The 22387-nt window shown below is 76.1% G+C and carries 22 protein-coding genes; 13 read left to right on the top strand and 9 right to left on the bottom strand.

What is annotated here, in order from left to right; genetic code table 11:
• Positions 1 to 33: 33 nt before the first annotated feature.
• On the top strand, positions 34 to 1881 hold the full coding sequence (gene glmS, locus IHE55_RS11385; protein WP_197988927.1) for a glutamine--fructose-6-phosphate transaminase (isomerizing): 1848 nt from the start codon (positions 34 to 36) through the stop codon (positions 1879 to 1881).
• A 4-nt stretch (positions 1882 to 1885) separates the two neighbouring features.
• Positions 1886 to 2254 carry a holo-ACP synthase gene (locus tag IHE55_RS11380; protein WP_197988926.1) on the top strand — a complete coding sequence of 123 codons (369 nt, stop codon included), beginning with the start codon at positions 1886 to 1888 and terminating at the stop codon, positions 2252 to 2254.
• Between the two features lie 71 nt (positions 2255 to 2325).
• On the opposite strand, the gene IHE55_RS11375 is transcribed toward IHE55_RS11380, so the two are convergent.
• From IHE55_RS11375 to IHE55_RS11360, 4 genes are all read right to left on the bottom strand, one after another.
• Positions 2326 to 3336 (bottom strand): winged helix-turn-helix domain-containing protein, encoded by a 1011-nt coding sequence (locus IHE55_RS11375; RefSeq protein WP_197988925.1) that lies wholly within the window; start codon positions 3334 to 3336, stop codon positions 2326 to 2328.
• A gap of 968 nt (positions 3337 to 4304) precedes the next feature.
• Positions 4305 to 4556 (bottom strand): hypothetical protein, encoded by a 252-nt coding sequence (locus IHE55_RS11370; RefSeq protein WP_197988924.1) that lies wholly within the window; start codon positions 4554 to 4556, stop codon positions 4305 to 4307.
• A complete protein-coding gene (locus IHE55_RS11365) occupies positions 4553 to 4924 on the bottom strand; it encodes a hypothetical protein (RefSeq protein ID WP_307826612.1) in 372 nt (123 codons plus the stop codon). The genes IHE55_RS11370 and IHE55_RS11365 overlap by 4 nt, the downstream gene beginning before the upstream one ends.
• Positions 4921 to 5265 carry a hypothetical protein gene (locus IHE55_RS11360; protein ID WP_197992318.1) on the bottom strand — a complete coding sequence of 115 codons (345 nt, stop codon included), beginning with the start codon at positions 5263 to 5265 and terminating at the stop codon, positions 4921 to 4923. The genes IHE55_RS11365 and IHE55_RS11360 overlap by 4 nt, the downstream gene beginning before the upstream one ends.
• Positions 5266 to 5442: 177 nt before the next feature.
• Here IHE55_RS11360 and IHE55_RS11355 point away from each other — a divergent pair, with 177 nt between their 5' ends.
• Both IHE55_RS11355 and IHE55_RS11350 read left to right on the top strand, forming a co-directional pair.
• Positions 5443 to 6258, top strand: a complete 816-nt coding sequence (locus tag IHE55_RS11355) for a helix-turn-helix domain-containing protein (RefSeq protein ID WP_197988923.1) — start codon at positions 5443 to 5445, stop codon at positions 6256 to 6258.
• Complete coding sequence (locus IHE55_RS11350; RefSeq protein WP_197988922.1) at positions 6251 to 6478, top strand: DUF397 domain-containing protein; 228 nt, start codon at positions 6251 to 6253, stop codon at positions 6476 to 6478. Before IHE55_RS11355 ends, IHE55_RS11350 begins: the two co-directional genes overlap by 8 nt.
• A 77-nt stretch (positions 6479 to 6555) precedes the next feature.
• Here the strand turns inward: IHE55_RS11350 and IHE55_RS11345 are convergent, their stop codons facing one another.
• The gene (locus IHE55_RS11345; protein ID WP_197988921.1) at positions 6556 to 7749 is read right to left on the bottom strand and encodes an FAD-dependent monooxygenase; all 1194 of its coding nucleotides are present in this window, start codon (positions 7747 to 7749) and stop codon (positions 6556 to 6558) included.
• Positions 7750 to 7961: 212 nt separating this feature from the next.
• Between IHE55_RS11345 and IHE55_RS11340 the strand changes: the two genes are divergently transcribed.
• Positions 7962 to 9026, top strand: coding sequence for a TetR/AcrR family transcriptional regulator (locus tag IHE55_RS11340; RefSeq protein WP_197988920.1), 1065 nt, complete (start codon positions 7962 to 7964; stop codon positions 9024 to 9026).
• Positions 9027 to 9184: 158 nt separating this feature from the next.
• On the opposite strand, the gene IHE55_RS11335 is transcribed toward IHE55_RS11340, so the two are convergent.
• On the bottom strand, positions 9185 to 10780 hold the full coding sequence (locus IHE55_RS11335) for an NAD(P)H-hydrate dehydratase (protein ID WP_197988919.1): 1596 nt from the start codon (positions 10778 to 10780) through the stop codon (positions 9185 to 9187).
• A 210-nt stretch (positions 10781 to 10990) separates the two neighbouring features.
• On the bottom strand, positions 10991 to 11659 hold the full coding sequence (locus IHE55_RS11330; protein ID WP_197988918.1) for a class I SAM-dependent methyltransferase: 669 nt from the start codon (positions 11657 to 11659) through the stop codon (positions 10991 to 10993).
• Positions 11660 to 12517: 858 nt separating this feature from the next.
• Here IHE55_RS11330 and alr point away from each other — a divergent pair.
• The 4 genes from alr to IHE55_RS11310 all read left to right on the top strand — a co-directional run bounded on the left by alr (position 12518) and on the right by IHE55_RS11310 (position 16828).
• The gene (gene alr / locus IHE55_RS11325; RefSeq protein WP_197988917.1) at positions 12518 to 13795 is read left to right on the top strand and encodes an alanine racemase; all 1278 of its coding nucleotides are present in this window, start codon (positions 12518 to 12520) and stop codon (positions 13793 to 13795) included.
• Between the two features lie 3 nt (positions 13796 to 13798).
• Positions 13799 to 15121, top strand: coding sequence for an alpha/beta fold hydrolase (locus IHE55_RS11320; RefSeq protein WP_197988916.1), 1323 nt, complete (start codon positions 13799 to 13801; stop codon positions 15119 to 15121).
• Positions 15122 to 15245: 124 nt separating this feature from the next.
• Positions 15246 to 15827: a tRNA (adenosine(37)-N6)-threonylcarbamoyltransferase complex ATPase subunit type 1 TsaE gene (gene tsaE / locus IHE55_RS11315; RefSeq protein ID WP_504740314.1), complete on the top strand. Its 582-nt coding sequence runs from the start codon at positions 15246 to 15248 to the stop codon at positions 15825 to 15827.
• A gap of 770 nt (positions 15828 to 16597) precedes the next feature.
• A complete protein-coding gene (locus IHE55_RS11310; protein WP_197992317.1) occupies positions 16598 to 16828 on the top strand; it encodes a hypothetical protein in 231 nt (76 codons plus the stop codon).
• Positions 16829 to 17167: 339 nt separating this feature from the next.
• Here IHE55_RS11310 and IHE55_RS11305 read toward each other — a convergent pair whose 3' ends face one another.
• Positions 17168 to 17725 carry a hypothetical protein gene (locus tag IHE55_RS11305; protein WP_197988915.1) on the bottom strand — a complete coding sequence of 186 codons (558 nt, stop codon included), beginning with the start codon at positions 17723 to 17725 and terminating at the stop codon, positions 17168 to 17170.
• A 518-nt stretch (positions 17726 to 18243) separates the two neighbouring features.
• On the opposite strand from IHE55_RS11305, the gene tsaB reads away from it, so the two are divergent.
• From tsaB to IHE55_RS11285, 4 genes are all read left to right on the top strand, one after another.
• Positions 18244 to 18927 carry a tRNA (adenosine(37)-N6)-threonylcarbamoyltransferase complex dimerization subunit type 1 TsaB gene (tsaB, locus tag IHE55_RS11300; protein ID WP_197988914.1) on the top strand — a complete coding sequence of 228 codons (684 nt, stop codon included), beginning with the start codon at positions 18244 to 18246 and terminating at the stop codon, positions 18925 to 18927.
• Between the two features lie 131 nt (positions 18928 to 19058).
• Positions 19059 to 19574: a ribosomal protein S18-alanine N-acetyltransferase gene (gene rimI, locus IHE55_RS11295; protein WP_197991936.1), complete on the top strand. Its 516-nt coding sequence runs from the start codon at positions 19059 to 19061 to the stop codon at positions 19572 to 19574.
• Positions 19567 to 20772 carry a tRNA (adenosine(37)-N6)-threonylcarbamoyltransferase complex transferase subunit TsaD gene (tsaD, locus tag IHE55_RS11290; RefSeq protein ID WP_197988913.1) on the top strand — a complete coding sequence of 402 codons (1206 nt, stop codon included), beginning with the start codon at positions 19567 to 19569 and terminating at the stop codon, positions 20770 to 20772. Before rimI ends, tsaD begins: the two co-directional genes overlap by 8 nt.
• A gap of 229 nt (positions 20773 to 21001) precedes the next feature.
• The gene (locus IHE55_RS11285) at positions 21002 to 21268 is read left to right on the top strand and encodes a hypothetical protein (protein ID WP_197988912.1); all 267 of its coding nucleotides are present in this window, start codon (positions 21002 to 21004) and stop codon (positions 21266 to 21268) included.
• A 134-nt stretch (positions 21269 to 21402) separates the two neighbouring features.
• Here the strand turns inward: IHE55_RS11285 and IHE55_RS11280 are convergent, their stop codons facing one another.
• On the bottom strand, positions 21403 to 21939 hold the full coding sequence (locus IHE55_RS11280; RefSeq protein ID WP_197988911.1) for an SMI1/KNR4 family protein: 537 nt from the start codon (positions 21937 to 21939) through the stop codon (positions 21403 to 21405).
• Positions 21940 to 22387 lie beyond the last annotated feature (448 nt).

Below are 22387 nucleotides of genomic sequence, written 5' to 3'. Positions count from 1 at the left end.
GTCCGCGGCGGCCCGGGTCGTAGGCTTCCGGCCATGTGCGGAATCGTTGGTTATGTGGGAGGGCAGTCCGCCCTCGACGTGGTGCTCGCCGGACTGAAGCGGCTGGAGTACCGGGGTTACGACTCGGCCGGTGTGGCCGTGCTGGCCGACGGCGGCCTGGCCGCCGCCAAGAAGGCCGGCAAGCTGGCGAACCTGGAGAAGGAGCTGGCCGACCGCCCGCTGCCCACCGGCGGCACCGGCATCGGGCACACCCGCTGGGCCACCCACGGCGGGCCCACGGACGCCAACGCCCACCCGCACCTGGACAACTCCGGCCGGGTCGCCGTCGTCCACAACGGCATCATCGAGAACTTCGCCGCGCTCCGCGCCGAGCTGACCGACCGCGGCCACGAGCTGGCCTCGGAGACCGACACCGAGGTGGTCGCGCACCTGCTCGCCGAGTCGTTCTCCTCCTGCGGCGACCTGGCCGAGGCGATGCGCCAGGTGTGCCGCCGGCTGGAGGGCGCGTTCACCCTGGTGGCGGTGCACGCCGACGCGCCGGACGTGGTGGTCGGGGCGCGCCGCAACTCCCCGCTGGTGGTCGGCGTCGGTGAGGAGGAGGCGTTCCTCGCCTCCGACGTCGCCGCGTTCATCGCCCACACCCGGGAGGCGATCGAGCTGGGCCAGGACCAGGTGGTCGAGCTGCGCCGGGACGGGGTGACGGTCACCGACTTCGACGGCGCCCCCGCCGAGGTCCGTACGTACCACGTGGACTGGGACGCGTCGGCCGCCGAGAAGGGCGGCTACGACTACTTCATGCTCAAGGAGATCGCCGAGCAGCCGAAGGCGGTCGCCGACACCCTGCTGGGCCGGATCGACGCCTCCGGCTCGCTGCGGCTGGACGAGATCCGCATCCCGGTGTCGGTGCTGCGGGAGGTGGACAAGGTCGTCATCGTGGCCTGCGGCACCGCCTTCCACGCCGGCATGATCGCCAAGTACGCCATCGAGCACTGGACCCGCATCCCCTGCGAGACCGAGCTGGCCAGCGAGTTCCGCTACCGGGACCCGATCATGGACTCGCGCACCCTGGTGATCGCCATCTCCCAGTCCGGCGAGACCATGGACACCCTGATGGCGCTGCGGCACGCCCGTGAGCAGGGCGCGAAGGTGCTGGCCATCTGCAACACCAACGGCTCGACCATCCCGCGCGAGTCGGACGCGGTGCTCTACACCCACGCCGGCCCGGAGGTCGCCGTCGCCTCCACCAAGGCGTTCCTCACCCAGCTCGTCGCCTGCTACCTGGTCGCCCTCTACCTGGGCCAGGTGCGCGGCACCAAGTGGGGTGACGAGATCCAGGCGGTGATCCGCGAGCTGTCGGAGATCGGCACCCAGGTGGACGAGGTGCTGGAGACGATGGAGCCGGTGCGCGAGCTGGCCCGCACCCTCGCCACCAAGAACACCGTCCTCTTCCTGGGCCGGCACGTCGGCTACCCGGTGGCGCTGGAGGGCGCGCTGAAGCTCAAGGAGCTGGCCTACATGCACGCCGAGGGCTTCGCGGCCGGCGAGCTGAAGCACGGGCCGATCGCGCTCATCGAGGACGACCTGCCGGTGGTGGTCGTGGTCCCGTCGCCGCGCGGCCGGTCGGTCCTGCACGACAAGATCGTCTCCAACATCCAGGAGATCCGGGCCCGCGGCGCCCGCACCATCGTCATCGCCGAGCGCGGCGACGAGGCGGTCGCGCCCTACGCCGACCACCTCATCGAGATCCCGCCGACCCCCACGCTGCTCCAGCCGCTGGTCGCCACCGTCCCGCTCCAGGTGTTCGCCTGTGAGCTGGCCACCGCGCGCGGCAACGAGGTGGACCAGCCGCGGAACCTGGCCAAGTCCGTGACGGTGGAGTGACCCGGTGATCATCGGAGTCGGCATCGACGTCGCCGAGATCGACCGGTTCGCGGACGCCATGGAGCGGACCCCGGGCATGGCGGCCCGCCTCTTCGTCGAACGGGAACTGCTGCTGCCCAGCGGGGAGCGGCGCGGCATGGCGTCGCTCGCCGCCCGGTTCGCCGCCAAGGAGGCGCTGGCCAAGGCGCTGGGCGCGCCGGGCGGCATGTACTGGACCGACGCCGAGGTGATCACCGAGGACAGCGGCCGGCCCCGGCTGTCGGTCCGCGGCACGGTGGCCGCCCGCGCCGCCGAACTCGGCGTCAAGCAGTGGCACGTGTCGCTCAGTCACGACGCCGGGGTCGCCTCCGCGGTGGTCATCGCGGAGGGCTGAGCCGGCCCCGGGCGGTGCGGGTCCCCCGGGCCGCCCCGGACCGCCCGGGGCCGGCCCATGTCCGGCGGCGGTCAGGACGCGGTGGCGAGGAGGCCGGTGCCCAGTGGACTGGCGGTGTGCAGCGCGGTGTTGTGGTGGCGCATGGTGGTGGTCAGCCCGGCGGTGCGCAGCACGGTCGCGTGCTGGCTGGCGCTGGCCGGTGAGATGCCGGCCCGGCGGGCGAGTTCGGTGGTGGTGCAGCCGGGATGGTGGGCGATGGTCCACAGCACCACGGCGCGGGTGTGGCCGAGCAGCGCCGCCAGCGAGTCGGGCACGGTGCTCAGGGCCCGGGCGGTGTCCGTGGGCGGCAGGTACAGGTCGGTCTCCCGGAGCCCCACCGGGTACGTGATCCAGGGCTGGGGTTCGGCCTCGTCGTTGAGCACCGGGTACACCGCGCCGAAGGCGGAGGGGATCAGCAGCAGGCCGCGGCCCTGGAGGCAGATGTCGCCCTCGAAGCCGGACGCCGTGCTCAGCTCCAGGACCGGCGGACGCCACCGGATGCGGCGGGGGTTGAGCCCGGCCAGCAGGGCGTCCAGTCCGCCCTGGCCGAGCTGGCGCCGGCGCATCGCCTGGTCCGCGTCGCCGAGCGCGTCCAGCCGCGGCCGGTAGGGGGCGATGATCTGCTGGTAGACGTGGCCGACGGTGTCGGCCAGCTCCAGCAGCAGCCGCCGGTCCGAGCCGATCGACCGGGTCCAGGCGGGCACCGGGCGCCGGCCGCCGCGCTCGGCCCAGGCCTCCATGTCCGCGCGCAGGCGTGCGGCGGGCGTGGCCCGGATCAGGTCGAGTGCCTCGTCGAGGCCGCCCACCGTGGCGTGGTCCAGGAAGTCGACCGACCAGCCGACCGGCGGGACCAGGTCGAACAACATCCTCACCTGCGGTGACAGCCGCTTCAGCGATTCCCGCCGCCAGGGCCCGAACCGGGTCGGGTGGCTCTGCTCCTGGAGCAGCCGCAGCGCGATGTTCAGTTCCAGCATCGGACGCGGTGCCTCCGCCAGACGGGTACGGGCCAGGTCCTGGGCGGTGAAGTGGATACGCAGCGGCATGGCCCAGAGCCTGTCCGGGATGCCGTTGTTCGGGCCAGGCCGAAACACGTCGATCCGCCGGTGGCCGACCGGCCATGCTGTTCCCACGGGCACACGGTGGCGATACGGCACCGAGGGCCCGCGGGCCGCCTGTGGGAGAACGCGGCGGCGGCCCGGCCCCCGCCCGCGCGACAGGCGCGGCGGGGACCACGGGGGAGACGATGGGGGGCCGGGAACGGGGGGCCCGGCCCCATCGCTCCGTCCCGCGCCCGTATCGCCCCGCGCCGCGACGACGGCGCCCCGCGCACGCCCCTGCGCCCGGCCGGCGTCCGCTCGCCGTGCGGCCCGGCCCCGGTGCGTGGCACGGGCCCGTCCCGGCGACACCGGCGCGCCCTCGGGTACGGGAATTCCCGCCCGCCGCCGGTCTTTTCCGCGGCGCCGCGATCCCGTTCAATGACACCGGTCAGCTGTGTGTCGGCAAGGGGGGCCGGATGGCGGACGATCCCGGGCGGGGCGAGCCTCCACCGGGACCCCGGCAGCCAGCTCGTCCGCGCCCCCCGGCCGCCTCCTCCGGGTCCCCGGCCGCCACCTCACCGCCCTCGGCCGCCACCACCGTCGCTCCCACCACGCCGCCCGCCCCTTCGCTGCCCGCCCTCCCCGGGGATGGCGCCGGGTGGAGGAAGCAGGGCTCACGGCGGTGTTCGCGGTTCCGGAGGGATGGACCCGGACAGGGAGGAACGACATCCAGAGCATCTGGGCCTCGCCCGGCAACGGCAGCTCTTCGAGACGGCCCGCGCCCAGCTGTGACGGACGTCGAGTGACCCGTCACCACCGCCCGCCGCCTGCCACCCGCCGCGGCGCCCGCACCGGCCGGTGTGCACGTCCGGCGCCGGCGTCCGGGCCCGTGGCGGCCCGGTATCCGCGGGGCCACCGGTCGCGCGCCCGCGCCGGCCGTCGCGGCGCGGGCGCGGGCGGGCGACCGGCAGGCCCTACCGGAAGGCGCCGTTGCGCCGCTGGACCGGGTACCGGCAGTCCGGGGCGAAGTCCGGGACCGGCCGGCCGTCCAGCGCGTAGCAGAGCGCCGCGTGCAGCTGCTCCGCCTCCGCCGCGGTCAGCACCAGGTCGGCGGCGCCGACCACCTGCCCGTCGCGGGTGACCGTCAGCGGCACCGCGACCCCGCCGTCGTCCCCGTCCCGGCGTGGCCGGTGGCCCGGGCGCGGGCCGATCCGCCAGTCACTCATACCGGGGCCACCTCCTCTCCCGTGCGGGAGCCGGTGCCGGGCGGGCCGGGCGGGTCCGTCGCCGGTCCCGGGGCCGGGCCGGTGTCCGGCCCGGCCGCCAGCCGCAGGCCACGGCTCTCGGCGACGCGCAGCGCGTCCGTCAGCGCCTCGGTCAACCGGGCGACGACGTACCGCAGTTGCCCGGTGTCGGCCTTCCGGTCCTCGACCACCGCCCGCGCGTGCCGGATCATCTCGCCGCCCATGCGCAGCTGTACGGCCTCCATCTCGTCGGCCAGCCGCCACAGATGGCTGTCCGTCGCGTCGGCGAGCAGGTAGGCGGGCCGGCCGCCGGGTCCGGTCCACGGCAGCAGCCGGGCGTGCGCGCTCACCGGCCCGCCTCCGTCATCAGGTACGCGCCGAGGTCGATCCGGCCACCGTGCACCGCGAGCACCAGGGTCCGCCGGTGCCGCCACCGGCGCAGTGCCTCCTCGCGTTCCTGGTGTTCCTCGTGGGCGACCCGGTACGGGCGGACCAGCGCGACGTCCTCGGCGCGGAGAACGGGCGCGGGGCGGTGCGGCGGTGGCGCCGCCGGTGGGGCGGTGACCGGCCCGGCCTCCGCGGCCCGGCGGGCGCCGCGGGTGGTGGTCCGGCCGGTGGCCCGGTGACGGCCCGATGAGCGGAACACCGCGTGCAGCAGCATGTCGAGGAACCACGCGATAGCGTGGGGCATGTCCGCAACCTCCGTTGGGTAGCTGTGGGCCACGCCCTCGGGCCGGTGCACTCGGTCGCGAGGGTCCCATGTGTTTTTCACGGTCTGTGGCGCTTCCCTCACAGCGTGCAGGGTCCGCTCCCTACGCTGCCAGTAGGGCGAGGCTGACAACGCCTCTTTCAACACTGGGAGCTGCCCATGGAGATCGAACGCAGGCCACGGACCCCCAGGGAGAAATACGGCGAGGAACTGAGACTCCGCCGGATGGCCGCCGGGCTGACCCAGGAGACGCTGAGCGAGCGCGTGGTGTGCTCGCCCACCCTGATCAGCCACTTCGAGGCGGGCCGACGCCTCCCCAAGCCGGACGACGCGGCGCGCATCGATCAGGCGTTGGGCACGGATGGGTTCTTCCTGCGGTGGCTGGAGGACCTGGAGTCCAAGTTCGCTGACCATTTCGCGGTTGTGGCGGAGTTGGAGCCGCACGCCGTGGAGATCCAGCAGTACAGCATCTCCCTCGTCCCCGGTTTGTTGCAGACGGAGGCCTATGCGCGGGCGGTCTTCGAGGCGTACAGCCCGAACCAGCGGGCCGATCTTGACGAGCGGATCGTCAACCGCATGAGCCGTGTTCGGATTCTCGATGATCCGTTGCAGCCGGTGCTGTGGACGGTGCTGGACGAAGCGGTTCTACGCAGGCCCGTGGGCGGGCGGCGGGTGATGGCCGAGCAGTTGCGGAGAATCGCAGACCTGGCGGAGACACGTCGGCTGCGGCTGCACGTCCTGCCGTTCTCGGCGGGGGCACACTCGCTGATGGAGAGCATGATGACTCTCATGACCTTCGAGGATGCCGCCCCCATCGCGTACGTCGAAGGGTTCCGCTCCGGGCATTTGATGGATGACCCGTCGCTGGTACGCGCGTGTCAGTCGGCCTACGCTCTTGCCCTGAGCGAAGCGGCAACCCGACAGGAGTCCCTGGCCCTCATCAGGGCTGTAGCGGAAGAATACGATCATGGTTAGCAGTGAGCACGTCGCCCCCGGTCCCTCCGCATTCACCGACTGGTTCAAGTCGAGCTACAGCGGAGGAAGCAACGGCGACTGCCTCGAAGTGGCGCGCGGCTGCGCCGGCGTCCCCGTGCGCGACAGCAAGAACCCGACCGGCCCGGCGCTGGTGTTCTCGGCGGAGGGCTGGTCGGCGTTCGTGTCGGCCGTGAAGCGCGGGGAGTTCCCCGCCGGCTGACCGGCGGCGCGCGACCACGCGAATACGACGTGGTGCGGCGGGCCCCGGGGCGGGGCCCGCCGCACCACGTCGTCGTGTCACGCGTCGAGCGAGAGCGCGTTCTTCGCCCGGTCCACCGACTCCTCGGCGGCCGGGTTGCCCGGGTTCTCGGTGGCCAGGGCCTGGTTGAGGGTGACGAAGGGGCGCAGGCGCTCCTCGTAGCGGGGGAGGGCGACGCGGTGGTCACCGCCGGCCTTCGCGAGTTCGTCGGCGAGGACGTACGCCCCCACCAGGGCGAGGCTGGTGCCCTGGCCGGAGAGCGGCGACGGGCAGTATCCGGCGTCCCCCACCAGGACCGTCCGTCCCCGCGACCACCGGTCCATCCGGATCTGGGCCATCGCGTCGAAGTAGAAGTCGGGCGCGGTGTGCATCGCCTTCAGCAGCCGGGGGGTGTCGCCGCCGAGGTGGGCCAGCCGGTCGGCGAGCAGCGTCCGGTGGGCGTCCGTGTCGCGGTGGTCGTGGTCGGCGAGCGGCTCGGACCGGAAGCCGACGGTGGCGCGCAGCTCGGTGTTGTCGCGCACCGGGTAGACGCAGGTGGTGGTGGTCTCGTCCTGGGACCACACCTGCCAGTCCTCCAGGCCGAGGAAGTTGTCGGTGGAGAAGACGCCGACGTAGGAGCCCAGGTGGTGGGCGAACCGGGCCTCCTCCCCGAAGGCCAGCCGGCGCACCGTCGAGTGCAGCCCGTCCGCGCCCACCACCAGGTCGAACGTCCGGTCGGGGGCGTGTTCGAAGCCGACGCGTATCCCCTCGGGCCCGTCCGGTCCGTCCGGTCCGTCCGTCCGGTCCGTCCCGGCCGGGGTGCCGTCGAGCGTGACCACCGAGTCGCCGAAGAGGAATTCCGTTTCCGGCGCGGTCCGTTCGTACAGCAGCCGGGTCAGGTCCTCACGGAGGAGTTCGCAGTCGTCGCTGTCGAGCCGGCCGCTGCTGAGGGCCATTTCGGTGGAGCGCCACTGCTCCCTCCCGTCACCGTCGAGCATCGTCATCCCGCGGGTCCGGGTGCGTGCCTGTCGCACCTGGTCCAGCAGCCCCATCCGCTCCAGCACGGCGAGGGCGACCCCGCGCACGTCGATCGCGTGGCCACCGGTGCGGACCGCCGGGGCGCGCTCGACCACGGTGGTGGTCCAGCCGTGGCGGCGCAGCCAGTAGGCGGTGGCCAGCCCGGCGACGCCCGCCCCGGAGACGAGCGCGGTCCGGGCGGGAGAGACGGGCCGGGCGGTACGGGTGATCGGCATGGCGGAAACCCTTCTTACGGCGTACGCGGAACGGCGACCGAAGCCGCAGGTCCTTTCGGTGACGCCGAATGTACGTCGTAGACCTGGCCCGGAGGCAGTCGTTTCGGCGGGTTGTTCGGCTCGCTGTACTAGGTCAGAGACGGCCGGCGCGCCGTTGTCGCTGGTAGCCTCTGTCCTAGTACAGCGGTGTTGCGGGAGAGAGGAGTGCGGACATGTCCGAGGACACCCGTCCTCCGTATCTGCGGATCGCCGGCGAGCTGCGGCGGCGGATCGTCACCGGTGAGCTGGCGCCTGGTGGCCGGCTGCCCTCCACGCGCCGGGTCGCGCAGGAGTGGGGCGTGGCCCTGGCCACCGCGACCAAGGCACTGGCCGCGCTGCGCCAGGAGGGGCTGATCGAGGCGCAGCCGAGGGTGGGCACGGTGGTGGCCGCCCCCCGCCGGCGCCCGGCGGTCCCGGAGCGGCGCGCCGCGGGTTCCGAGCGGCGTCCGGCGGCTTCCGCCGGGCACCCGTCCGGGGGCGGGGCCCGTCCGGGGCCGGTGGACGACGGCCCGGAGCACGGCGCGGCGCCCGGACGGGAGCTGTCCCGGGAGCGGATCGTGCGTACCGCCATCGAGATCGCCGACACCGAGGGGCTGCCCGCCCTCTCCATGCGGGGGATCGCGGCGCGGCTGGGTTCCGCCGCCATGTCGCCGTACCGCTACGTCGCCAGCAAGGACGACCTGGTCCACTCGATGGCGGACACCGTGCTCGGTGAGCTGAGGTGGCCCGCGCGCCCGCCGGCCCACTGGCGCGACCGGCTGGCGATGGGCGCCCGGGCCCTGTGGGCGGTGCACCGCGCCCACCCGTGGCTGGCGCAGATCGGACCGCTCACCCGCCCGCTGATGCTGCCGAACCTGATGGCGTACTCGGACTGGATGCTCAGCGCCCTGGACGGGCACGGCCTGGACGCTGCGACCATGCTCGACATCAATGTGCTGCTGTACAGCCATGTCCAGGGCATCGCCGTCCAACTGGAGCGGGAGGCCCAGGCCCGGAGCGCCACCGGGGTCTCGGAGGAGGAGTGGATGGCATCCCAGGAACCGGCCCTCGCCGAACTGGTCTCCTCCGGCGCCTACCCGACCCTCCGACGGGTGCTGTCGGCCGTCGGCGAGAGCGGCTACGACCTGCGCCTGGACGAGCTGTTCGAGATGGGACTGCGGTCCGTGCTCGACGGGCTGGCGGCGCTCGTGGAACGGCAGGACCGGCACCGGGAGGGTCCGGCGGCGGCGGACGGATGACCGGGTCGGCAGGCGCCGGCGCCGGGAGACGGGCGGGCCGGCGTGACCGGCCGGGAGGTGCCCGCGTCGCCGGGGGAGCGGTCCGGGACGGGCGCCGGCGCCGGGGGCCCGTCCCGGGCGGTGGCCGGGAGGCCGCCGGCGTGCGGGCCCGCTCGGGATCAGCCGGTGCGGACGTCCGCCCACGCCCCCGGCAGCGCCTGCGCCACCTCGTGGGCGGTGATCGGCGACCCCGGCCGGCCGGCCACCCGGCGGGCGGCGAGCCCGTGCAGGTACGCCCCGGCCGCCGCCGCGTCGCGCGGGTGGAGCCCGGCCGCCAGCAGCGAGCCGACCAGCCCGGAGAGCACATCACCGCTGCCGGCGGTGGCCAGCCAGCCGGTGCCGGTGGGGTTGACCCGGGCCGGGCCGGTGGCCGAGGCGATCAGGGTGGTGGACCCCTTCAGCAGCGCGGTGGCGCCGAACCGCTCGGCCAGCGCGCGCACCGACCGCAGCCGGTTCGCCTCCACCTCCGCGCGGGAGGTGCCCAGCAGCGCCGCCGCCTCCCCGGCGTGCGGGGTGAGCAGGGTCGGCGCCCGCCGCTCACCGGCGTCCGGCAGCAGCCGCAGCCCGTCCGCGTCCACCAGGACCGGCACGTCGGAGGCGACCACGTCGGCCAGCGCGCGCCGGGCGTCCTCGTCGTCACCGAGCCCCGGCCCGACCACCCAGGCCTGGACCCGGCCGGCCTTGTGCGGCGGCCCGGCGTGCACCAGCGCCTCGGGGAAGCGGGCGATCACCGCGTCCGCGGCCGGGCCCACGTACCGCACGGCCCCCGCGCCGCCGCGCAGCGCCCCGGCCACCGCCAGCACCGCCGCGCCCGGGTAGCGCGCCGAACCGGCCACCACGCCCACCACACCGCGCCGGTACTTGTCGCTCTCCGGCGCGGGGGCGGGCAGCAGCCGGGCGATGTCCGCGTGCTGGAGCGCCACCACGTCCGGCTCCGGCGGCAGAAAGGGGCCCAGCCCGATGTCGATCAGCCGCAGCGCGCCGGCCCGTTCGTGGGCCGGGTCGATCAGCAGGCCCGGCTTGTACGCGCCGAAGGTGACGGTGAGGTCGGCGGTGACCGCCGCACCGGACACCTCGCCGCTGTCCGCGTCCACCCCGCTGGGCAGGTCCACGGCGACCAGGGGGGCGCGGACCGACTCCAGCAACCGTTCCGCGACCGGGCGGAGGCCGCCCCGGCCCCCGATACCGACGATGCCGTCGATCACCAGGTCGGCGCCTGCCACGGCCGCCACCGCCTCGCCGGACACCGGGGTCTCCCCGGGTGCGGCGGTCTCCGCGGGGCCGGCACCGGGTGCGGTGGCGGGCGTCGTGCCGGGGGTGGCGGTGGCGGCCGTGGTGGCGTGGACGATCCGGCCGCCGGCCGTGCGCAGCGCCCGCAGCCCGCCGGGGTGCGCCCGGTCGGGGCTGAGCAGGACGGCGGTCACCCCGGCGCCCCGGCGGGCCAGGAGGGCGCCGGCGTACAGCGCGTCACCCCCGTTGTCCCCGCTGCCCACCAGCAGCGTGACCCGGGCGCCGTAGGTGCCGGAGGGCCCTCCCGGGCGGCGCGGCCGGCGGCGGGGACCGGCCGGGGCGGGGCGGCCCGGCGGTCCGAGCAGTTCGACGCAGGCGGCGGCCAGTCCGGCGGCGGCGCGGCGCATCAGCGCACCCTCCGGCAGCCGCGCCATCAGCTCGCGTTCGGCGGTCCGTACGGTCTCGACGCGGTAGGCGGTCCTCATGCCCACAGTCTCCCAACGCCGGCCCGCCGCGTCGCCGTGCGGGCCCGCCGTGCCGTGGCCGTCCGCGCCGTCGCCGTGGGCGTCCGCGGCACCGTGGACGGTCGCGCCGTGGGGGCCGGGGTGTCGTGGATGCCCGCCGCGCCGTGGCGGCCGGGGTCGCCGTGGGCGTCGCGCGCCGGGCGGAGTCCGGGCGTCGGGGGTCGGTCGCGGTCAGTCCACGGTGGCCTCGAAGAGCGCGACGCAGCCGTAGACCGTCACCCGGTACCGGGAGAACCGCTTCTCCAACTGCTCGTGGAGGTCTTCCAGGTCGTCCTCGGTGTTGTGGAAGCTGCGGACGGCGTTGAGCCGGCCGAGCGCGAACCGGGCGCGGCGGGTGACCGGAACGCCCCGCGAGAGCACCGTGCTGCCGAAGATCTTCCCGCCGGGGCGGACGCAGCCGGCGGTGTGGTCGAAGGCGATGGCCTTCTCCGGGATGTCGCCCGGCACACAGTGCAGCATCAGATTGAGCGCGGCCGAACCGTGGGACCCGACCAGCCGCGGGAACGGCTTCAGCACGCTCCCCAGGTGGGTCGTCACCTCGTACCGGGCCAGCCGGCGGGCGGCGTGGGCGAGGCAGTGCGGGTTGAGGTCGAACAGGGTGATGCGCGGCCGGTCCACCGGCATGGCGCAACGGTCCAGCAGCCGGCCGGTGCCGACCCCGATGTCCAGGTGCGTCTCGGCGATGTTGCGCTCGTACAACCGCAGCAGGGCACTCTCCGGGACCTTCCAGAACAGCGGGCAGGTCAGCCCGTACACCAGCGTGTCGTACAGCCGGAGGGTGAGCGGGTTGTACTGCTCGTGCCCCACCTGGTGGTCGACGGGCATGGGGCGGACGGTCATGAGCCCTCCTCGCGGGCACGGCGGAGATCGGTGGAACGACAGCGCGGCGCACCGGCGGTCGGGGTGGTCCGGGGTCGGCCGGGGGCCGGAGGTCCGGCACCCGTCCGCCGGGGTGGGCGGGCCGGATGCCGCCGGGGACCGCCCGGGCCGCCCGGACCGCCGCCCGGTCGGGGGTCCGGATCCGGGTCCCCTGAGTGGAGCCGGGCCTGGACCGGGTGGCTTCCGGGGCCGGGCGGTCCGGTGCCGCACGGTCCGGGCCGGGGCCCGGTCCGGGGTCCGGGTGCCTGGTCAGGGGTGGTCCGGGGCCGGGCGGCCGGTCGTAGGGCCGCAGTACGGCCGCGATGCGCCGCGTGATCTTCCCCCGGCCGGCTGGAGGAGCGGCGGAGTGCCACTCGAACGGGACCCCCCGGGGCGTGTCCCCGGGCCGTCCGGCGGTACCCGGACCGGCCGTCCGGGTGGGCCCCAGGGGCGCGGGGTGCGGAACACGGACCGGTCGGGGTGCGGACCGGGCAGGCGGGGGCCGGGGGCAGGCGGGCCGGGGGCGCCGGGGGTCGGACCGTACGCCCGGCCGGGGGCGCGGTGGGCGGCGGGTGCGGGCCGCCGTCCGGGCCGTACGCCCGTCCCCGGACCGTACGCGTGGGGGCGCGGGCGCCGCCGGGCCCGGCACGGGCAGACCTGGGCGCCGCCGGGCCCGGCACGGGCGGGTGCGGGTGGGCCCGGGACCGTACGCGCGGGGTGCGGCTGCGCGGCGGGCGGGGCGCCGGGGGGCCGGGCGCCGGGCGCCGGGGCAGAGGGGATCAGGGACCGGGCGGGGATGCCGCGGACGCCCCGCCGCGCCGTCCTGAGACACTGACGGGGATGACTGCGACTTCCGGAAATACGTCCTCCGCCGCCGCGGTGCCGCCGGTGCGGGTCCGCGCCGAGATCGACCTGGCCGCGCTGCGCGCCAACGTGCGCGCGGTCCGGGAACGAGTCGGGCCGCGGGTCCAGGTGATGGCCGTGGTCAAGGCGGACGCCTACGGCCACGGGGCCGTCCGCTGCGCCCGCGCCGCCCGCCAGGCCGGGGCCACCTGGCTCGGCACGGCCACCCCGGACGAGGCGCTCGTCCTGCGCGCGGCCGGTGACTCCGGCCGGCTGATGTGCTGGCTGTGGACCCCGGGCGGGCCCTGGCGCGAGGCGGTCGAGGCCGACGTGGACGTGTCGGTCAGCGGCCTGTGGGCGCTGCGCGAGGCCGTCGCCGCCGCCCGCGCGGTGGGCCGCCCGGCCCGGGTGCACCTCAAGGCCGACACCGGGCTCGGCCGCAACGGCTGCCAGCCCGGCGACTGGCCGGAGCTGGTCGACGCCGCCCGGGCCGCCGAGGCCGACGGCACGGTCCGGGTGACCGGGCTGTGGTCGCACTTCGCCTGCGCCGACGAGCCCGGGCACCCCTCCATCGACGCCCAGCTCACCGCGTTCCGGGAGATGACCGGGTACGCCACGGCGCGGGGTCTGACCCCCGAGGTCCGGCACATCGCCAACTCCCCGGCGACGCTGACCCTGCCGCACGCCCACTTCGACCTGGTCCGGGCCGGCATCGCCATCTACGGGATCTCCCCGAGCCCGGAACTCGGCGTCCCCGCGGACTTCGGGCTCCGCCCGGTGATGACCCTGACCGCCTCGCTGGCGCTGGTCAAGCGGGTGCCCGGCGGCCACGGGGTGAGCTACGGGCACCACTACACCACCCCGGGGGAGACCACCTTGGCCCTGGTCCCGGCCGGGTACGCCGACGGCATCCCGCGGCACGCCTCGGGATGCGGGCCGGTGCTGGTGGCCGGCAAGTGGCGGACGGTGGCCGGCCGGGTCGCGATGGACCAGTTCGTGGTGGACCTCGGCGGGGACAGCGCCGAGGTGGGCGACGAGGCGGTGCTCTTCGGGCCGGGTGACCGGGGGGAGCCGACCGCCGAGGACTGGGCCAACGCCGTCGGCACCATCGCGTACGAGATCGTCACCCGGATCGGCGCCCGGGTGCCGCGCGTCTACCGCGACGCGGAGAGCGACGCCCACGGGACCGGCGCGGTGGGCGCGGCCGGAGCGGCGGCGACCATGACCGGCGGGGCGCGCGTCACGGGCGGGCCGCAGCCGGCCACGGGGGGCTGACCCATGGGCGACGGAGCGTCGGCGTGGACCAGCGGCTGGCGGCGCAACGCCTCGGTCGCCGGTGCCGCCATCGGTGTGGCCGCCGCCGGCGCCGCGGCCGGCGTCGCCCTGGAACGGGCGCTGGTCGGGCGCGGGGTGCGCCACAAGGCGCGGCTGGCGCTGGACGCGGCGGGCCCGTTCGGCACGCTGCGCGGCACCCCCGGAACCGCCGTCGCCGACGACGGCACCGAACTCCACTACGAGATCGACGAGATCGGCGAGGCCGGTCCGGACGGCACCGGACAGGGCCCGGGGCAGGCCCCCGGCCGGAATCTCGGCCGAGACCTGGGCCAGGACCTCGGCGCGGAGCCCGTGCCCGCCTCCGTGCCCGCCGTGCCCCGGCCCGCCACCCCGCCGTCCGAGGAGCGTTCCCCCGTGGCGGCGGCGGAGGGACCCCGGCCCGACGCGCCGCTGACCGTGGTCTTCAGCCACGGGTACTGCCTGGCACAGGACTCCTGGCACTTCCAGCGCGCGGCACTGCGCGGGGCGGTCCGTACCGTCTTCTGGGACCAGCGCAGCCACGGCCGTTCCGAACGCGGACGCGCCCAGCGGGACCCGGGCACCCCGGTCACCATCGACCAGCTCGGCCACGACCTGAAGGCGGTCATCGAGGCGGCCGCGCCGGAGGGGCCGGTGGTCCTGGTCGGTCACTCGATGGGCGGCATGACGATGATGGCGCTCGCCGCCCACCACCCCGAGCTGATCCGCGACCGGGTCGTCGGCGCGGCCTTCGTCGGCACCTCCGCGGGCCGGCTCGCGGACGTCAGCTTCGGGCTGCCGGTGGCCGGGGTGAAGGCGGCCCGCCGGGTGCTCCCCGGGCTGCTGCGCGTGCTGGGCTCCCAGGTGGACCTGGTCGAGCGGGGCCGCCGGGTCACCGCCGACCTCTTCGCCGGGCTGGTCAAGCGGTACTCGTTCGGGTCCAAGGAGGTCGATCCGGGGGTCGCCCGGTTCGCCGAGCGCCTGATAGAGGCCACGCCCATCGACGTGGTCGCGGAGTTCTACCCGGCCTTCGTCCAGCACGAGAAGTCCGCGGCGCTGTCCGCCTTCGACGGCCTGCCGGTCCTGGTGCTCGCCGGCGAGGAGGACCTGATCACCCCCAGTGAGCACAGCACGGCCATCGCCGAGGCACTGCCCGGCGCGGAACTCGTGATCGTGCCCGAGGCGGGGCACCTGGTGATGCTGGAGTACCCGGAACTGGTCGGCGACCACCTGGCCCACCTGCTCGCCAGGGCGGAGGCGTACGCCGCCGCACGGCACGACGGGGCCCCGTACCATCGGCCGGTATGAACGACCCGCACGCCGCGGCGGCGCATGTTCCCCCCGTCGCGCCCGCCGTACCCACCGCGACAACCACCCCCCGCCCCCCGCCCTCGCACCCGGCGGCCCGGCGCCCGCCACCGCCCGTACCGAGGTGACGGTCACCACGCCGGAGCGGATGCGGGAACTGGGCCGCCGGCTGGCCGGGTTGCTGCGCCCCGGCGACCTGGTGCTGCTCACCGGTGAGCTGGGCGCCGGCAAGACGACGCTCACCCGGGGCCTGGGCGAGGGGCTGGGCGTGCGCGGCGCCGTCACCTCCCCGACGTTCGTCATCGCCCGTGTCCACCCCTCGCTCGGTGACGGCCCGCCGCTGGTCCACGTGGACGCCTACCGGCTGGGCGGCGGGCTGGACGAGATGGAGGACCTGGACCTGGACGTCTCGCTGCCCGACTCCGTGGTGGCCGTGGAGTGGGGCGACGGCAAGGTCGAGGAGCTGTCCGAGGACCGGCTGCACGTGGTGATCGCCCGGGCGGTCGGCGCGGAAGCGGCCACCTCGGAACCGGCCGGCGCGGAAGCGGCCGGTGCGGGAGCGGCCGACGGGGTGCCGGCCGGCGCGGGAGCGGTGCCGGGCGGTCCGGGCGAGGACGCGGCCCCGGCGGCCGATGTGCGCCGGGTGACGGTGATCGGGGTGGGCCCGCGCTGGGCCGGCGCCGACCTGTCCGTCCTGACGGTCTGACCCCGCCCTGCCCGTTCGTCACTGACGGTCCGACCTCGCCCTGCCCGTTCGTCCTGACGGGCTGACCCGGGCCGGCCTGAGCCGGCCCGAGCCGATTGCCGGTCGGGCCCGTCGGCCCGGCCGGGACCGCCCGGGCCCGATAGCTGGTCGGGCCCGTCGGCCCGGTCACGACCGCCCCGGCCCTGCTGGGCTGGGCCGTCGGGCTCGTATGAGCCGGCCGGCCTGTCCTGGCCCGAGCCGGTCCGCCGGCCGGGCACCCCCGCCCCGCCCCGGCGCAACCGACCGGGCCGCACTGCCCTTCGACCTGGACCGGTCGGCCCGGCGCGCTGTCCGCCCGTCCGGCGTGCGGTCCGACCGTCCGTCGCCGGTCTGTCGCCCCGGTCCGGCGCCGCGCCCGTCGGCCGCCGAGCCACCCGCCGACCCACCCACCTGCCGACCGGTCGTACGGTCCGGCCACCGCACCGCTCCCCGCCGGCCCGCCGCTCGCTTCGCGCCCCCGTGTCCGCCGCCGCGCCGGGGGCAGGAGCGACGGAGGGGCGGACCGTCGCCGCGCCGACCTGGCCGGAGGCGTCGCCGGCAGCGCACCCTGCCACGGGACGACCGCACCCGGTCACCTCGGGCTCATCGTTTCCGACAAGCTGTCGGGAAGATGTTGCGCGGCGGGTGCCGGGCGTGGTCACATGGGAAGGGAGAGGGCTGGTTAGGTCTACCTAACTTTACCGTCCGTCCCCCGCAGCCCTCGGGACTCCCAGGCCCCACAGGAGGCATCCATGTCGGCGCAAGAGCCCCCTGCCGTTCCGATCCGGCGCGACGAGCAGCCGTCGATGCGCGACCTGCTGGCGTCCTGCGCCGCCGCCAACGCGGTCTCCACCCCGCCCGGTGCGGCGGGGGCCGAAGAGGCGGGCGAGGAAGCCGGCGACGGCGCGCCGCAGGAGCGTGCCCGGCGCGCCCGGCAGCGGCCCACCGCACCGGTGATACCCCCGACCCGGGACGCCGCGTAATCCGTTCGGGCGATTTCCCGGACCGTTCCGCCCGAACCGTTCCGCCCGTCCCCGGGCCACTTCCGCCCGTCCCCGGGACACCCCCCGCCCCCGGGACACCGGCGTCCGTGTCCCGGACATCGATGTGCCGGAGCGGCGCCCGCGTCCGGGGCGGCGGTGCGTGACGTCCCTCGTGCCGAGGCCGGCGCCCGGATCGGTGGTGGCCGGATCGGCGGTGGCCCGGAGCAGCGAGGAGGGCACCGGCGCGCGCGGGGGAGCGGTCGGCGCGGGACGGCGTGCGGTGTGGAGGGACGAGGGACGTACGCCGGGAGGCGCGCGGGCCCCGGAGCCGTGCGCGGGTCAGCGCACCACGACGACCTTGGTGTCGATCAGCGCGAAGTCCCACAGCGCCTTGCCGTCCGGGCGGGTCTGCCGGACCGCGCCGGTCTTCTTCCGGGCCTTGGGGTTGGGCAGCGAGCCGTCCAGCGCCGCGCTGAAGCCGAAGACGATGCCGTCCTCCTGGTGGAAGACGATGACGTGCTCGACCTGCACCCCGTCCGAGCCGACCAGGCTCATGTTCCGCGAGGTGACGGCGTAGGCGCCCGGGTCGGGGTCCACCGAGCTGGGGGCCACCGGGTAGGTGCGGATGGTGCGCTCGTCCGCGCCGACCAGCCACACCCGCCGGGACTCCAGCTGGTACACCACGCGGCGGCCGGTGCCCGAGTCGGCCGGCACCTTCGTGGAGGACGGGGACTTCTTCTTGCCGCCGTTGCCGGGGGCGGAGCTGTGCGAGTCGCCCCGCGCCTGGGTGGGGTGGTCCGGCGCGGTGGCCGACGCCTGGAAGGCGAGAAAGCCCACGATGGCGAGTGCCCCCGCGGTCAGCCCCGCCACAGCCGGTCCGGCGCTACTCCGTGCCACCTGCGTCACCTCTCGTACGGCCGTGCACCCGAACTCCCGTAACGGTGACCGTAGCACCCGGCCGCCACGCCGGTGTGCTCGTACGGCCGGTGCGCGGCGGGTGTGCTCCACGGGCACGCGCCGGCGGCTCCGGCGGCCACCGGGCCGGGCCGACGCGCCCCCGGAAGGCCGGGCGGACGACCCCCCTGACTCCGGCGGGCGTGCGCCCCTGAGACCGGCGGGCGTGCGCCCCTGACCCCGGTGTACGCGCGCCTCTGATGCCGGCGGACGCGCCCCCCGGGTACGGCCGGGCCGGCCCCGCCCCGGCCGGACACGTGCCCCCGAGACCGTCGGACGCGCCCCTGACTCCTGCGGACACGCGCCCCCGACTCCGCCGGACACGCGCCCCCGACTCCGCCGGACACGCGCCCCCGAGACCGTCGGACGCGCGCCCCTGACGTCCGCAAGGGGCCCGTCGGACGCGGGCCCCGGGCCGGTACCGCGAACGGGTGGTGCGCGGGGCGCCGTAGGCTGTTCCCGTGTTGCTGCTCGCCCTTGATACCGCCACCCCCGCCGTGACCGCCGCCCTGCACGACGGCGACGACGTCCTCGCCGAATCGACCCGGGTGGACGCCCGGCGCCACGGCGAACTGCTGTTGCCCGCCGTCCACCGGGTGCTGGGCGAGGCGGGCCGGCGGCTGCCGGACGTCACCGGCATCGTGGTCGGCGTGGGACCGGGCCCGTACACCGGACTGCGGGTCGGGCTGGTCACCGCGGCCACCTTCGGCGCGGCGCTGGACGTACCGGTGTACGGCCTGTGCTCGCTGGACGGCATCGCCCACGCCGCCGGGCGGGCGGGGCTGACCGGGCCGTTCGTGGTCGCCACCGACGCGCGGCGCAAGGAGGTCTACTGGGCCCGCTACGACTCCCCGCGCACCCGGGTCACCGAACCGGCCGTGGACCGGCCCGCCGACATCGCCGAGCGGCTGCGCGGTCTGCCCGCCGTCGGAGCCGGCGCGCTGCTCTACCCGGAGCACCTCGGCGAGGTGCCGCCGGGCATGCCCGAGCACCAGTCGGCCGGGGCGCTCGCCGCCCTGGCGGCGGAGAAGCTGGCCGCCGGGGAGACCGTGGAGTCGGGCGGCTTCCTGCCCGACCGGCCGCTGTACCTGCGCCGCCCGGACGCCAAGGTGCCCGCCAACTACAAGGTGGTCACCCCGTCGTGAACCACCCCGACCGCGCCCCGCGGCGGCAGGCCGCCGGCTCCCGCGACCCCGGTGCCCCGGTCCCCGGCGCCCCGGGATCCGGTGTGCCCGGCGCGGACCCCGGCCCCGGCGGGTCCGTGGTGCTCCGGGAGATGCGCTGGTGGGACATCGAGCCGGTGCTGGAGCTGGAGCGCGATCTGTTCCCCGAGGACGCCTGGTCCGCCGGCATGTTCTGGTCCGACCTGGCCCGGGCCCGCGGCCCCGCGGCCACCCGGCACTACACGGTGGCGGTCGGCGGCGGGCGGATCGCCGGGTACGCCGGTCTGGCCGCCGTCGACGGCACCGGCGACGTGCTCACCATCGCCGCCGCCCGCGACCACTGGGGCACCGGCCTGGGCGCCCGGCTCCTCACCGACCTGCTCCGGGCCGCGACCGCCTTCGAATGCCACGAGGTGCTGCTGGAGGTGCGGGTGGACAACGCCCGCGCCCAGCGCCTGTACGAACGCTTCGGCTTCGAGCCCATCGGCGTCCGCCGGGGCTACTACCAGCCGGGCAACGTGGACGCGCTCGTCATGCGCCTGTCCTCCCTCGGCGCGCCGGACGCCACCGGCCCGGCGCCCGGCTCATCAGGAACACCAGGAACACAAGGAACCCGGACCCATGGCTGACTCCCGCGGCTCCCGCACCGTGCGTGCCTCCCGCGACGAACCGCTCGTCCTCGGCATCGAGACCTCCTGCGACGAGACCGGCGTCGGCATCGTCCGGGGCCACACCCTGCTCGCCGACGCCGTCGCCTCCAGCGTGGACGAGCACGCCCGGTTCGGCGGTGTGGTCCCCGAGGTGGCCAGCCGCGCCCACCTGGAGGCGATGGTCCCCACCATCCAGCGGGCGCTGAAGGAGGCCGGCGTCGCCGCCTCCGACCTGGACGGCATCGCGGTCACCGCCGGCCCCGGCCTGGCCGGCGCCCTGCTGGTGGGCGTCTCCGCCGCCAAGGCGTACGCCTACGCCCTCGGCAAGCCGCTGTACGGGGTCAACCACCTCGCCTCGCACATCTGCGTGGACCAGCTCGAACACGGGCCGCTGCCGGAGCCGACCATGGCGCTGCTGGTGAGCGGCGGGCACTCCTCGCTGCTGCTCGCGCCGGACATCACCTCCGACGTCCGGCCGCTCGGCTCGACCATCGACGACGCGGCCGGCGAGGCGTTCGACAAGATCGCCCGGGTGCTCAACCTGGGCTTCCCGGGCGGCCCGGTCATCGACCGGATGGCCCGCGAGGGCGACCCGGACGCGATCGCGTTCCCGCGCGGGCTGACCGGCCCCCGCGACCCCGCCTACGACTTCTCCTTCTCCGGCCTGAAGACCGCCGTGGCCCGCTGGATCGAGGCCAGGCGCGCGGCCGGGGAGGAGGTGCCGGTCGCGGACGTCTCGGCGTCCTTCCAGGAGGCCGTGGTGGACGTGCTCACCCGCAAGGCCGTCCGCGCCTGCAAGGACAACGGCGTGGACCACCTGATGATCGGCGGCGGGGTGGCCGCCAACTCCCGGCTGCGCGCCCTGGCCGAGCGCCGCTGCGAGGACGCCGGCATCCGGCTGCGGGTGCCCCGGCCCAAGCTGTGCACCGACAACGGCGCCATGGTGGCGGCGCTGGGCGCCGAGATGGTCGCCCGCAACCGGCCGGCCTCCGGCTGGGACCTGTCGGCCGACTCCTCCCTGCCGGTCACCGACCCCCATGTGCCGGGCGAGGACCACGACGAGGACGGCGGCCACGGGCACGGTCACGGCCAGGGGGCCGGTCACGGTCACGGCGGGGGAGCGGCGCACTCCCACGACCACTTCCACGAGCTGAGCAAGGACAACCTCTACTCCTGAGCGGGGCGCGGCCGGCGACCGGGCCGGTGGCGGGACGGCCGGTGCCGCCGCGAGCCGCCGCCGGCCGGGTCCCGCCGCTCAGGCCCGGCGGCTCCGGCCCCGCCGGCCCGGTCCGTGCCGGTCGCCGGTGCCGGCCCGGCGCACCCGGGCCCGCCGGACCACCCGTACCGGCCCGTACCCGCCGGCCCCGCCGCCACGACCGTTCCGTCCCGGAAGGACACCCGACGCGATGACCGTAGCCCTGATGTGGGAGGCCCGGGCGGCCGACGGCCGGGGGGCCGAGCTCCTGGACTGGGCCCGGCGGCAGGACCTCGACCCGGCCCCGGTACGCCGGGAGACCTTCCGCGCCCCCCAGGACCGGGTGCTCGTCATCACCTGGTGGGACGCGGCCCACGACGCCGAGGTCCCGGAACTCCCGGCGCCGCCCGCCGAGCTGATCAGCCGTCCGGTGCACCGCTGGCGCTTCGAGCAGGTCCCCGCCGGCCCGCAGGGCTGACCCGGGCCCGGTCCCGGCTTTCGGCCCGAGGCCCCGGTCCCGGCCCTGGCCACGGACCCGGACCCGCGAGGCCGCGGGCGTGCCGGGCCGCGGGTGTGCCGGGCCGCGGGCGCGTGCCGGTCAACGGCGTGCCGTCAGCCGCCGGTGCCGGCGGGAGGTTCGAAGGCCGGTTCGATTCCGTACCGCGCGATCCCGTACGGCAGGAAATCGGCGTCGGCGAGGACCCGGTACAGGAACTCGGCGGTGGACATCTCGTAGCGCTCGAAGGGACCGCCGCCGTCGCCCCGCACGAGGATGGGGTACGTGCCGGGCCGTTCGGCGTCGATCAGCCAGAAGTACTGGTCCGCCCACTCGGTGGCGCCCCAGGGGACCAGCCCGGTGCCGCCCGGAGCGTAGATCGCGTAGGGGTCGACGGCCGAGACGTCGCCGTACCTGCCGTCCCGTTCCACCGCGAGGGAGTGCCGCCAGACCTCCAGGAGGTCGAACGAGACACCCGGGTCACGCCCCATGAAGAAGACGCACTCGCTGAAGGTGCCGCCGCCGAACGCCTCGTACAGCTCCTTGTAGTCGGCCGGCAGTGGAAAACCCAGCTCGCCCTCGATGGCAGGCCAGTCCACGGAGAGCCCGAGCGGCTCCCAGCCGGTCAGCTCGATCACTCGCCGCACCCACATACCGCACTCCTCCGGCACTGTTCCGATGTCCCCCGGCCCCCGGATTCCGGCAGCCACCCGTGGTGCGGCGGCGCGGCGGGGGTGGCTCGCCGGCGGGCCCGGCCCCGGGGCCGGGGGCCGCCGGAGCCCGCAGCGTACGCGGCGATCCACCGGTGCCCGGCCCGGGGGTGTCCCCCCCCCGTCCCGCTGGTCCGCGATGCCGAGGCGCCGACGGGCGGGGCATGCCGCTCGCGGTGTGGTCGCGGCGCGACGCCGGGCCGGGCCCGCACTTGCCGCCGCGCCGGGCCCGCACTTGCCGCCGCGCCGGGCCCGCACTTGCCGCCGCGCCGGGCCCGCACTTGCCGTCGCGCCGGGCCCGCTCCCGCCGTCGCGCCGGGCCCGCTCCCGCCGCGCCGCGGCCTGCCGGGCCCACGAGTCTCCGCGGCCGACGCGGTGTCAGGGCGGGCGT

Origin of the sequence: Streptomyces pactum, from assembly GCF_016031615.1 — a bacterium.
GTDB lineage: Bacteria > Actinomycetota > Actinomycetes > Streptomycetales > Streptomycetaceae > Streptomyces > Streptomyces pactus.
This window is presented reverse-complemented; position numbering and strand designations above follow the sequence as displayed.

What these genes read in the sequence shown, in the direction of transcription:
- glmS (WP_197988927.1), top strand. Translation starts at nt 34, where the DNA reads ATGTGCGGAATCGTTGGTTATGTGGGAGGGCAGTCCGCCCTCGACGTG.
- IHE55_RS11375 (WP_197988925.1), bottom strand. Translation starts at nt 3,336, where the DNA reads ATGCCGCTGCGTATCCACTTCACCGCCCAGGACCTGGCCCGTACCCGT.
- IHE55_RS11370 (WP_197988924.1), bottom strand. Translation starts at nt 4,556, where the DNA reads ATGAGTGACTGGCGGATCGGCCCGCGCCCGGGCCACCGGCCACGCCGG.
- IHE55_RS11360 (WP_197992318.1), bottom strand. Translation starts at nt 5,265, where the DNA reads ATGCCCCACGCTATCGCGTGGTTCCTCGACATGCTGCTGCACGCGGTG.
- IHE55_RS11355 (WP_197988923.1), top strand. Translation starts at nt 5,443, where the DNA reads ATGGAGATCGAACGCAGGCCACGGACCCCCAGGGAGAAATACGGCGAG.
- IHE55_RS11350 (WP_197988922.1), top strand. Translation starts at nt 6,251, where the DNA reads ATGGTTAGCAGTGAGCACGTCGCCCCCGGTCCCTCCGCATTCACCGAC.
- IHE55_RS11345 (WP_197988921.1), bottom strand. Translation starts at nt 7,749, where the DNA reads ATGCCGATCACCCGTACCGCCCGGCCCGTCTCTCCCGCCCGGACCGCG.
- IHE55_RS11340 (WP_197988920.1), top strand. Translation starts at nt 7,962, where the DNA reads ATGTCCGAGGACACCCGTCCTCCGTATCTGCGGATCGCCGGCGAGCTG.
- IHE55_RS11335 (WP_197988919.1), bottom strand. Translation starts at nt 10,780, where the DNA reads ATGAGGACCGCCTACCGCGTCGAGACCGTACGGACCGCCGAACGCGAG.
- IHE55_RS11330 (WP_197988918.1), bottom strand. Translation starts at nt 11,659, where the DNA reads ATGACCGTCCGCCCCATGCCCGTCGACCACCAGGTGGGGCACGAGCAG.
- alr (WP_197988917.1), top strand. Translation starts at nt 12,518, where the DNA reads ATGACTGCGACTTCCGGAAATACGTCCTCCGCCGCCGCGGTGCCGCCG.
- IHE55_RS11320 (WP_197988916.1), top strand. Translation starts at nt 13,799, where the DNA reads ATGGGCGACGGAGCGTCGGCGTGGACCAGCGGCTGGCGGCGCAACGCC.
- IHE55_RS11310 (WP_197992317.1), top strand. Translation starts at nt 16,598, where the DNA reads ATGTCGGCGCAAGAGCCCCCTGCCGTTCCGATCCGGCGCGACGAGCAG.
- rimI (WP_197991936.1), top strand. Translation starts at nt 19,059, where the DNA reads ATGCGCTGGTGGGACATCGAGCCGGTGCTGGAGCTGGAGCGCGATCTG.
- tsaD (WP_197988913.1), top strand. Translation starts at nt 19,567, where the DNA reads ATGGCTGACTCCCGCGGCTCCCGCACCGTGCGTGCCTCCCGCGACGAA.
- IHE55_RS11285 (WP_197988912.1), top strand. Translation starts at nt 21,002, where the DNA reads ATGACCGTAGCCCTGATGTGGGAGGCCCGGGCGGCCGACGGCCGGGGG.
- IHE55_RS11280 (WP_197988911.1), bottom strand. Translation starts at nt 21,939, where the DNA reads ATGTGGGTGCGGCGAGTGATCGAGCTGACCGGCTGGGAGCCGCTCGGG.